At 53.3% G+C, this 10,902-nt stretch carries 7 protein-coding genes and 1 pseudogene; 3 read left to right on the top strand and 5 right to left on the bottom strand.

The genetic code is table 11. The annotated features are described in order from the left end of the window. The 5 genes and pseudogenes from G7020_RS22920 to G7020_RS22900 all read right to left on the bottom strand — a co-directional run. Positions 1-181, bottom strand: a pseudogene (locus G7020_RS22920) (IS5/IS1182 family transposase); the annotation flags it as partial. Positions 182-400: 219 nt separating this feature from the next. Further along, a complete protein-coding gene (locus tag G7020_RS22915; protein WP_181087157.1) occupies positions 401-3,100 on the bottom strand; it encodes an ATP-dependent DNA helicase in 2,700 nt (899 codons plus the stop codon). A 31-nt stretch (positions 3,101-3,131) separates the two neighbouring features. Then, the gene (locus G7020_RS22910) at positions 3,132-4,457 is read right to left on the bottom strand and encodes a DUF6035 family protein (RefSeq protein ID WP_258189478.1); all 1,326 of its coding nucleotides are present in this window, start codon (positions 4,455-4,457) and stop codon (positions 3,132-3,134) included. 162 nt (positions 4,458-4,619) lie between these two features. Next, positions 4,620-5,651 carry an AAA family ATPase gene (locus G7020_RS22905; protein ID WP_181087156.1) on the bottom strand — a complete coding sequence of 344 codons (1,032 nt, stop codon included), beginning with the start codon at positions 5,649-5,651 and terminating at the stop codon, positions 4,620-4,622. Further along, the gene (locus G7020_RS22900; protein ID WP_181087155.1) at positions 5,636-7,201 is read right to left on the bottom strand and encodes an ATP-dependent nuclease; all 1,566 of its coding nucleotides are present in this window, start codon (positions 7,199-7,201) and stop codon (positions 5,636-5,638) included. Before G7020_RS22900 ends, G7020_RS22905 begins: the two co-directional genes overlap by 16 nt. 191 nt (positions 7,202-7,392) lie before the next feature. On the opposite strand from G7020_RS22900, the gene G7020_RS22895 reads away from it, so the two are divergent. The 3 genes from G7020_RS22895 (at position 7,393) to G7020_RS22885 (ending at position 10,793) form a co-directional block, all read left to right on the top strand. Beyond that, a complete protein-coding gene (locus G7020_RS22895) occupies positions 7,393-8,013 on the top strand; it encodes a tyrosine-type recombinase/integrase (RefSeq protein WP_003152807.1) in 621 nt (206 codons plus the stop codon). 1,269 nt (positions 8,014-9,282) lie between these two features. Further along, a complete protein-coding gene (locus G7020_RS22890) occupies positions 9,283-10,224 on the top strand; it encodes an integrase domain-containing protein (protein WP_181087154.1) in 942 nt (313 codons plus the stop codon). A gap of 293 nt (positions 10,225-10,517) precedes the next feature. Next, a complete protein-coding gene (locus tag G7020_RS22885) occupies positions 10,518-10,793 on the top strand; it encodes a hypothetical protein (protein WP_181087153.1) in 276 nt (91 codons plus the stop codon). The last annotated feature ends 109 nt before the right edge of the window (positions 10,794-10,902 follow it).

The following is a 10,902-nucleotide window of genomic DNA, read 5'->3' as shown; positions in this document are numbered from 1 at the left end:
TCAACTCCGGGTCAATCGAGGGACGCCCGATGGGGCTATAGAAATCCGCCAGGTAGGCACGCAGATCACTGAGATCCAGGCACTGGTCGATACTGCGCAGGAGGTGTTGGCCCGGGACGTGATCTTCCAGATTGAACGAGTAGAACAGGCGCTGCTGTCCTCCCGGTAACTGCCCCATCATGCTGTTCGCCCTCACGCTCGCTGACAGAGCAATTTTGCCAATGGCATGGGGAGGCCGCTACTTTTTCAACAGAATCGGCCAGAAGCTGCCCGTCACGACAGGCCGCTATCGTCCTGATTTAGCTTGGACTATTAAAGCATTTGAAGCTAAGAGCATACCTACCGAAGCCTTACCAATGCAATCGGCTATCACCCTTGGCTGCATTGGTGCTCCGGTAATTCATCTACGTACCGGTGTAAGGCCGCGACGGGCAGCGAGAATAGCGACATCCTTTGTGTTTGCGCTGTGGTTGATCCGCTCTAGAACATTTTGCTGCGTCTCGGGAGTCCAAAATATCCGCAGACGCTCGCGTGCTCGGGTTATTGCTGTGTAAAAGATGCTGTGCGTAATGTCGTCTTCGTTGGCATCGGTGATGACGACTTTGACGGAGTCGTATTCGAGGCCCTGCGCCTTGTGTATCGACACGGCGTAAGCAACTTGGAATGGTACGGTAGTGTTTAGCGAGTCGTCGTCTTCGTCGCTAGTATTGAAGTCGTATACAGAGAAGCGCACAGTCGAGCCCTCTATCCATTCAAGCTCATCATTAGCTACGTCGAACTCGCTGAGCGGTCGATCAAGCTCTACGTCGAACTGGATCCGGCCACGAACGCTGTCGATGCCAACGATGCGACCCTTGAGGTTGTTGTAGATCACTGGTCGGAACCGCTCTGTCTCATGAAAGAGCACTGGGTCTCCAATCTTGTACGTGGAGACACGCCAGGTAGTCGCCGCGCCAGGATTGCCGGCCTGCAAAAATCGGTTGATATTGTTGATTCCATAGAGACCATCGTAGTTCAGGCACAGGATGATCTCATCCTGCCCTTGAGGCTCGAATAGCGTCTTGTCGAGCACGCTGGAATACCCGTTGCGGGCCATGACCTCTGTGAGGTCATCTTCAATTGCGCGGACTTTATTCCAGAAACCTAACAGTGAGTCGTTCTTGGTTCTGAAGGGGGTTGTCAGTTCGAACACCGACGTGCTTGGAATAAATGATCGGATGATCTCGAACCAGTTGCCGAACTGGATCGACTCGATCTGATAAACATCGCCAACCAATACAAGCAGCTTGAAGGAGGTTTTCTCCACTACCTTGATGAAATCTGCATTGCTGACGGTGCTGCATTCGTCGATAACGAGAAGGTCGTACTCCGTGGTAGAAGCCTTCTTGCCAATCTGACTGCTGATTGTTCGGAAGTCTGCGTTCTGCGCGGTCACTTTGCGTTTTAGGTTGTCGATCGCTGGGTTTGTGTGCGCCAGGAACAGCTTTTCCTTATCGTTGAAATAGTGAGCGATGTGGTCAACCATCGTTGATTTGCCAGTGCCGGCTGCCCCATAGATCAGTGCGACGCGCGATTGGCTGAACAACTGCTTGAGAGCATTCTTCTTTATCGGGTCGTCGATGCGACGAGGTGTTTCATCGAGCCAGCGCTCAACGGCCTGAGTGAAGCCTTCGATCCTCGACGAGGAGTATTTCTGAAGCAGCTCAACGATGGAGACAGTCTCGTTCTCATACCCACGGACGAAGACGTGCCCTCTGTCGAGCAGGAGTTGGCGCTCCGTATGCTTGTAGTAGAGCTTCGTGTTGTAGGTCGAGATCAATCCACTGACATCTCCGAACGCCTCAAGGTCAACTACGGGTGTGTAAAGGTTTCCATGACGTTCCACGTTGTTCTTCACGCGTCGAGCGAGCAATTCATGGATCCTTCCAGTCGTATCAAGGCTTTCGACGAGGTCCCAGTACCGCGGATTGTGGGAGGACAACGAGGTACAAAATGGCATGGTGTCAAAGGGAATGCAGCCGTACCGAAACTTCAGTCCAGAAAGAACGCGACAGCCGTCTCGGTCGTACTGTGACTTGAGTATCTGGTTCTGCATCCGCAGCATGAGATACCGAAGGACGTTGTGGCCCGGAGCTCGCGACCTCACGATCCAGCGCGCTTTGTCCAGTACAGGGAAGATCAGCGGCTGTGCACCGCCAGCCGTAGCCTCTGCTCTTGCCGCCGCATAGCTGCCGTCAGGGATGTCCAGAAGATCAAGCAGACTGCCTGAGCCAGCCGTCAGCCGATACATCAGGTAGCGATACTCCGTCGATGCGGCTCGCACTTTAGAGGCTAAGCCCAGAAGACGCGCGAAATTGTCGAACTCGCACGGACGGATTGAAACTTCCCACTCGCTGATGATCGTGATCGGCATGCTCTGGCCGAGCACCTCGATCGAATCCCGCCGAAGCGTCAACATGGCCGCGTACTTATCAGTCATGTCGATATCAGTGAAGGCGATGAGGCGGTCGAACTTGTTCACCTTGTTTACGGCGCGATAGAGGGTCGCCTCGTAGTAAATCCGACCGGAGATGAAAAATGGGCGTGTTTTATGTATGTAGTATCGATCTCGTGGGTTGTTGTCCGACTGGGATAAGCGAGCCAGCTCAATCCGTCCAGCAATCTTCTCGTGGTACTCCCGAAGAGATGGATCGAGATCGACCGGAAAGTCCTCAAGGTTTTCCAGTACGGCCAATCCACAGCTGTCTCGAAGCAAGCTGCGGATGCGGCAGAGGTACTCGTAATACTTGAGCATCAAACGCTCGGAAGCGTCCCCGTCCAAGGTGTAGTGAGAGGCACTTTGCTGGATCAGCTTGTGGAACCTGCCGAGAAAGTTGAGCTTTCCATTGCTCTTGACGAAAGCCAGCCCCGGATCAACCGCAGCATAATTAAATTCGGCATCGGGTGAGCCTGTATGGAGACGAACTGCTACGCCCTCGACTAGGTTCCGCAGCTGAGCGAGCACGTTCTGCGAGAGCAGTGCTCGCTGGTCAGCGAGCGATGCAATATTTCGACAAATCGCCTCGGCGGCGTACTGGATCTGCTTCGTGACGGTAGCCATCAGTTCCCTCTCGCTCAAAAGTGCACAGGAGTCACCACAATTGCATTTTCATGAGGCTTTCCCTGATCTCAGGTATGAGGAAGGTGAAGAGCTGATTGAACTGATCGTCCGGTTGATAGGCTTTGTCCTTCGCACGTATACCAGCTCGAATCTCTGCACGACGCTTCGCCCAGGTACCTTTCTTATCCTGCTGATCAAGTGTCTCGTTCCAGCCGAAATCCCTGAGTGTCCAGCCAAACGGAAGTAGAAAGGGCTTGTAGTATTCAAAGGCCGTGTTGGTAACGTTCAGAAGGCGAACATGGCGGTAGCCCACTGGTCGACCGTATCTCGCACTCAACATAATCGACACCACGCCATGGAATGGCCCTTGCCAGTAAGACCTTGGGAGCTCGAGATCAGGGAGCGCGTCTTTCATGCGTTCCCGCAGCTCAGTCCAAGCGACATCCGCTTCTCTACTTTCTTCTGCACCGAATTCCAACCAGAACTGGTGAAAGTCTTGGCGCATGGAGTCCAGGCTTAAAGACGCCTCCAAGGCGTCTCTTTCGGCTTGGTAGTCGAAGAAGTACACGAGTTGGAGATCTGGCTGGATTGTCAATTGATCCAGGAATACTGGCTCGGTGCACCATTCGTTTTCGATCTGGCCATTAATCATGCGTGGCCTAGCAAACCAACAGTCGAGGGCCATCCTGCCACTGGACTCTGAGCGCGCCAGGGTGGCGTCGTTCACGATGAACACGTTGTGGTTGTTGAGGTAGAGGATGTCTTCTTCAGCCGTACGTGTTTGGGTGGGGTCGAAGCTTTGGAAGACCCAAACCACTGCACCTGAGTTGGCACGGTAAAACTCTCGCCGGCCTACGATCTCCGTCAGGTAGGTGGTTGAAAGCTGTACTTCAAATGCGATCCTTTTCCCAGCCCGTTCCACCTGTACATCTGGTTTGCGCCAGGTCGCACGATCTGCCAAGCGCAGTCCTTTCCAAACCTTTTCGACTTGAGGGGCCGAGCAACTCTTATCCGCCAGCAAGCTGTCCCGGATGATGCCTTTGAGCCGGATGTGAGCCTGACTTTCCTTCTGGGCGTTGTACTTGATCCTGTTAATCTGATCGGGGCTCAGCTTTCCCTTCGTCGAAATAGAACAGCCGGTTTCATTCTCGATCGATGGATGGTGGCGAAAGTGAAAGCAGCGCTCCTGGGTGCGCACGAGAAGGAGCGGCGAGCTGCAGAGTTGGCAAACCAACCAAGGCTCGTTCGGGTTGATCACGAAACGAGAGGCCAGCTTGTTCCTGTCCTGGATGACGAGCGACAGTTCGCGCATCAGGAACTCCGGAAGCTTGATTGGCTCCCCGGTATCCAGATTCATCACGTCCGTCAATTGCATCTTTTGGGTTGGCTGAGCGAACTCTAAAGTCCGCACAGTTTGCTCTGCTGCTTCCTTTCTCACTGGACTCTACTCAGTTTTTGAGCATAGAACTAATGGGCTTGGTCTTCGGTACGTTGATAGGAGTGAGTTGCCGGGGGCGCATCAGCCTTGCTGCTTGAAAGCTTTCATTAGCTTGTCAGGGACAATATAGAGGTCACCTCGCGCTCTCGAGCACGCCACATACAGCTTGTTCCGCGTCTGCGGATTGGCTTCATGTAGCGTCCCTGCCAGATAGCGTTTCCAGATGTCGACACCCATCACGATACAGACGTCCTTGAAGTGATCCATACCCTTGCTCGCTCCCCAGTTCTCGGAGTGGCATCCGTACTTGGTATGCTCACGCAAAAACAGCTTCACGATGGATGCGTCAGCGTGCAGTGTGTTGGCCTGGTCTTGGTCGTTGACAGTAATGATCTCGCTGTCCCGCTCTTCATGGGCACCCATTGCGATTTGCAGCTGCGTGCTGATGAAGTCGCAAACGGTAGTGTCGCATCGCCAACTGCGACTGAGCGTCGTCTTGTCTACCGCGATGCCCGCATTACGAAAGCGCTTCTCGTACTGAGTGATGTCGTCGTGCAGGCTGCCGTTTACCGCTCCGTCTCTGCTGGTGTCAAAGGTGTGTTGATGGAAATCCCCGACGAAGGTCATTCCGATCTTTGCCTGCGACATTTGCAGGAGCAGATTGAAGTCGTGACCTGCGAAGTCTTGCACCTCATCGACATAAAGCCAGTCATAGAAGCGCTCCAGCCGGGCTCGCACGGCAGGTAAGCAGCCCTCAACTTCCAACAGTTTTGCCAGGCGATTGTGATAAAGCCTACGGCTGCTATCACGGTAACGATTGATATCGGTGATGGCGAGCCGCCGATCAGGTGGGCGTCTGAAATTCAGGCCTCGGGTTCCCAATTGCAATTGCATCAAAGGGCGATAGCAAAACCCATGCAGGAACGAGAAATAGGTCATGAGCGTGATATTGGCTGGGATCACCCCGAATTTTTGAATGATCCTGTTACGCAGATGACGGTGATTATTGTCCGTGTAGGTAATGATCAAGGCCCGCCGGTCGAGGCCGAGCCGATCAATCACCAGGCTCGTTTTGCCGGATCCCGCGACGGCAAAAATTACGCTCTTATCCATTCGATCGCTTCCTGGATGTACTTCGGTGCGATCAAGCCGTCAGCTTTTTTTGTCAGCAATTCAAAGGCGACGTCGGCCTTGTTTTTGAGCATGTAGTCCTGCACGGCCAGTGTTTTGCGACCAGCTGCAAACAGATCGTCGCAGGTTTTCTGATTGTCCAGGTACAGGCCGATCTCGAATGTCCTTCGCGCAGGATCTGGGTCGGCAAAAATTTGAGCCAGGTCGTACAGGTCGTCCTTGTAGTTCGCGACACAGTTCTGTTGATAGTCACCGTCGTTGTCCCGAATGGCGGCGACTTTGATGTTCAGCAGCTTGCCTAACTCCAGATAGCGTTTAAAGCTTGTGCCACCGATCGAGATGATGTGAACGTCATCGGCTTGGGGGGTATTGCCTGCGTGCTGCTTGTAGAAATGCTCCATGAGGATGAACTCTGCATCCCCCTCGACCAAAATGACTCGCCGGGAAAGTGCGAATTCGAGGACGTTGTTATCTGGCGCTTTCATGAAGAAATTGGCGGTAGGCTCTGACAGATCTTTCAAACGCCCAGCCTTTTGCCCAGTTCCCAGCAGCAGCGCGTGACGTAGATCCAGACGTGCGCAGAGGTGGCTGCTGTGAGTCGCGATGAACAACTGGGTGCCCGCAGTGTTCCCGAGTCGCTCAACAAGCCGCTTCATGTTGGTATGGCTCAGATGGTTCTCAGGCTCTTCCAGTAGCAGCGCGTGTAGCCCCCCTTTGGCTTCGTGCTTTTGCAGTGCGAAGTTGGTCTTGATGAAGCACTGCTCCCCCTTGCCGCGATTCTCGATAGGGATGCCACCCTTGGTGATCACCAAATCTGTTTCCAGGTTCGAGCGGACGCTGGTTCGCAAGGCGAACTGATAGTCTTCCAGTGCTTCGTTCAGAACGTTGAAGTTTTCTCGCCCAAAAGTCTCTTTCCCTTGGCGGTACTGATTTTCGAGACGGTGGCGATCAGGCACCTCGGTATGGAAGCCGAATACCGCACGAGTGTATTCGCGGGCGGCGTATTCGGTGTCGATCCGAGAGCTGTCGATCATTAGGTGTTTGAGTGGACGCCTATAGCTGACATGAGGCGCACCAGAGAAGGTCGAGAACTGAACGGTGTAATACTCGTAGGGAAAACTGTCCTTGTTAGATTTCAGCAGCTCAACGATCGTCGGGCCGTACTCTTCGAACAAGGGAGTTATCGACATGCGCAGACCGTCTGTTTGCGTCCCCAAAAGGTTTTGAGTGCCGTAAAACCCCTGGTCATCTCCCTCTTCGAGGAACACGTCGACGATGACTTGTGGAAGCCGGTCAAGGGTGAGTGGGCCTGCCAGGAATTTCTGCACGGCGCCTTGATTGAGCAGCGCCTCGTAGCCGATGGTTTCCACCCGGCCGCGGCTCGCACTCAGTGTCAGATCCAGGGCCAGCAGCACACTACTTTTGCCTGTCTCGTTATTTCCAATCAGCACGTTGGTGCCCGGGTCGAACTGAAGTGTTAGGGCATCGAAGCTTTTGAAATTTTCGAGTACTACCTTTTTGATAGTAGGCATGTTCGTTCCTTCTAGCCTGAGTGCTGCGGGCGAAGCTCCCACTTCATCCCTGAGAAACTGATATGGCGTCAGCGTAGGTAGGCTATCAATTTGCCACCAAGGCAGGCAACCCTCTGACCGGCCGCTTTGACCGGTTAGCGACCACTTCTCTGGCTAGCCATGCTTGTCCTCCCACATGTGGAGGACTTGCCATGAACATCACTGCTACCTGCACCCGCCGGCCCTGGAACAAAGGAAAGTTGGTCGGACAGAAAACCCCGCTCCGGCTGAGAGATATCTGGGCCATCCGAGTAAGGCTTCAGCTTGCAGAACGAACCCGGGATCTGGCTTTGTTCGATCTGGCCATCGACAGCAAGCTTCGAGCCTGCGACTTAACCAAGCTCCGTGTATGCGACGTTGCTCATGGCGAGCATGTGTCATCACGAGCAATGGTTATGCAGCAGAAAACGAAGCGACCAGTGCAGTTCGAAATTACTGAGCAAACACGGTCTGCTCTCGCGGCCTGGATACACCAAGCCCAGCTCCGTAGCCAGGACTGCCTTTTCCCGAGCAGGCTGCACACCTCAGACCATCTATCCACTCGTCAATACGCTCGTATCGTCAAAGGCTGGGTGCAAGCCATTGGCCTTGATCCGGCCATGTATGGCACTCACACAATGAGACGTACAAAGGCATCACTGATCTATCGCAGGACAAAGAACTTGCGGGCCGTTCAACTTCTGCTTGGCCATACGAAGCTGGAGAGCACCGTTCGATATCTTGGGATTGAGGTCGACGACGCCTTGGAAATGGCAGAGCAGACCGAGGTTTGACCATGTATAGCGACGGTCGAAGTCAGGCCGTCGCTAACCGGCCAGAAGCGGCACGAGCGCGCGATTACTGATGGGATCGTCGGGAAAGGCAGCGCCACCAAACCTTTCCACGGCACTGGCAGCAGGGGGCTTGCCGCAGTGGATGTCCGATGGCAACGCGATGGCGCTGTCTGACTGAAACACCACCCTTAAAGCGCGATTCTGTTGCCGCACCGGATGTCAAACGGCAACGCTGGCCTCAGCGTTTATTATTCCCGAGGCCGACTATGATGCTTTCAAGTAGGCGTGGCGAGCTTCATCCTGTGAACCGGAACGGTATCCGAGCCAAAGGACGTCGCTGGGCAAGGCTGCTAGTTCAGCATTGGCCCCGCAGCCTTAAATTCCGCAGCTGGGAAGGCACTAGCCAAGAAGCTTCCGATGGATAGGGTCGCCTGAAAACGATGGGCCATTGTGAGCAGAAGCTACAAAGGGACTTTTTCAACCGAACGCTCAGATAGTCAGTTTCAGATTATAAAATTTTCAGCTTTCAGGCTGGACAGGTTGAGAACGCCGAGTTAGCCTCAAAGCTCACAAAGGCACCGGGCGAGCCTATCGCCCCGCCGCCAATGGCGGAAAATACGACACGTAGTGTCGTCGCTACACTGCCTTACGCGTGGTGTAGTTAACAAAAAGTGCGATCGCAAATCGGCGGTGCACATAATCAAATCGGGCCCTGCGCCCGCATCAAGGCAAACAGCCGCGGTGTGCACGCTACAGGTGCGCCCACCGAATCGATCCCCAGGATCACCTCTCAGTAGCCCTACTAAGCCCACTGAGAACAATCCCGAACTGACAAGCCAGCGCGCGCGCAACTTTCATCGGCTTTTCATCGCCATGCGCCCCCACATGCGCTCATGCGGTCAGCTCCAATCTCGCACACAGAGACGGCTCTCCAAAAAATGGCCGGACGCTTAGTGCTGCGTGGGTTTCAGCCGTTCGATTTATGGACGAAACCCGACGAATCACCCGTAGAAATGAACTGGGGCCCACCGGTCGAGGCGGTGGGCAGGCCGATATACGGCCGATGCCGGACTGCTGCAGCGAACACTGCAGTGGGTTGCGATTAGCCCCGCCATAGCTCCCACCCCTCCCTACGGAAAAAATCTCCTCGTACGCACCGCCTGCACGGTGCTGCCCGCACGGTCGGCGAGAACCAAAAACTCTCGCGAAAAACTTACCAGTTTTAAGGGCGCGGGCCCTCCTTTAACTAATTTACTTTTGAGGTTTTGTATGGCAGCTCGCAACTTAGGCTTGAAAACTAGAGACGTAAAAAAAGCCGGAAAATTTTCGCTTAAGCGAGGCAATCTTTCATTTAGCTCTGCGGCGACAATTTCTGACCGCTGGAAACCGTTCGCTAGTTATATGGATGAGAACAACATCAAAGACCTAAAGGATTTATCCCGAGAGGATCTGATTGAGTATGGAGCGCTGCTTTCTGATCGTGTTGGTGATGATGAAATATCTGTTTCGTATGCGCAGAACCTGGTAAGCGCGGTTAACACGATTATGAAAATGGCAACCCTTGGTGAATGGCAGTCAGTTAGCCCGACACTGGACTGCGGAATTCCGGAGCGCTCGCACATAAGAACTTCGCCTCCTGATGGATTGTGTCGTGATGCGTTTTATCGCGCATTGAATTCGCTAGGGAACGAGTTCGCCGAGGGGAAAGCGGTTGCAATTCTTGCGAGGGAGTTCGGGCTCAGAACTAAAGAGGCAGCTCTTCTTGATAGCAAAAAAGCACTTGAGGAAGCGCGCGACGGCGGATGTGTAAATATCACGCGCGGCACTAAAGGCGGGCGCAAAAGAAAAGTTACAGTTTCATCATCTTCTCAAATTCAGGCCTTGGAGTTTTGTGCTTTCGTTCAGGGTCAGAGAAATCTTTTGATTCCGAAAGTCAGCAGCTGGGAGAAGTTTCGAGGAAATCAGATTCGCCAGATGCGAGAGGCATTACAGAAACACGACATCAGTCGACTACACGAGTTGCGTGCGGCATATGCCTGTGAGCGCTATGAGCAGCTTTCAGGGGTGCCTGCTCCAGTGCTGGGAGGTATAGAAACGCCAATAGGACATATGGCTCGAATAAAAGTTGCTCTTGAGCTAGGACATGGTCGGATTGATGTAACTAACTCTTATCTAGGAGGGCGCAATGCTGACGCGCGAACTCAACCATAAAATTCACCTTTATAAGTCTCGCGGTGGAAAGGCTAGCCGGAGGCGTTCTGCTCGGCGCATGTTGGAGTTTGTTAATTGGTGCAATTGCGACGCACATCAGACCGGAAAAAAACATATCCATCAGTTTTTTGAGGAAAAAAACTTTGCACCATCTACCGCGCGTGATTACTGGTACGCAATTAAAACGCTTTGGAAGCTTATGGGGCGCGTTGGAGAACCGCCCAAGCCATGCGGCCTGAAGAGGCCGGTAAAGGCATTTTCTTAATAATTATTCTCAACAGGTATTTGCGGACATGTTAAAAAATAAAGCTGACATCAAATTTGACTTAGGTGAAAAGCCGTTGAAAATGCCCAGCATCAAACACGCCTTTGTGATGGTGCCGCAGCACAGCGTTGATCAGCTGTATGCTGAGTTGGATAAATCGAAGGTGGCGCGTGGGATTATCTTGCTTCACTATCTAACCCAAGATGGTGTCTTGCTACGGGTCTGTCCGGAACCTTTTGTAAAAGAAGGCCCGTCGCGCATTGATGTAGTATCTTTTAACAGTATGGGCGGTTGCAGGAGCTGAGTGCAACACGGTTATTGAATTGAAGCCGGAGCATCATGCCGCATCGCCATGGCATTTTGCATGACCTCTCCCATCACCTCGATGGGGCATTTGAAGTCGAAGCGCTTGC

The organism is Stutzerimonas stutzeri (assembly GCF_013522825.1).
Classification (GTDB): Bacteria; Pseudomonadota; Gammaproteobacteria; order Pseudomonadales; family Pseudomonadaceae; genus Stutzerimonas; species Stutzerimonas stutzeri_AK.
This window is presented reverse-complemented; position numbering and strand designations above follow the sequence as displayed.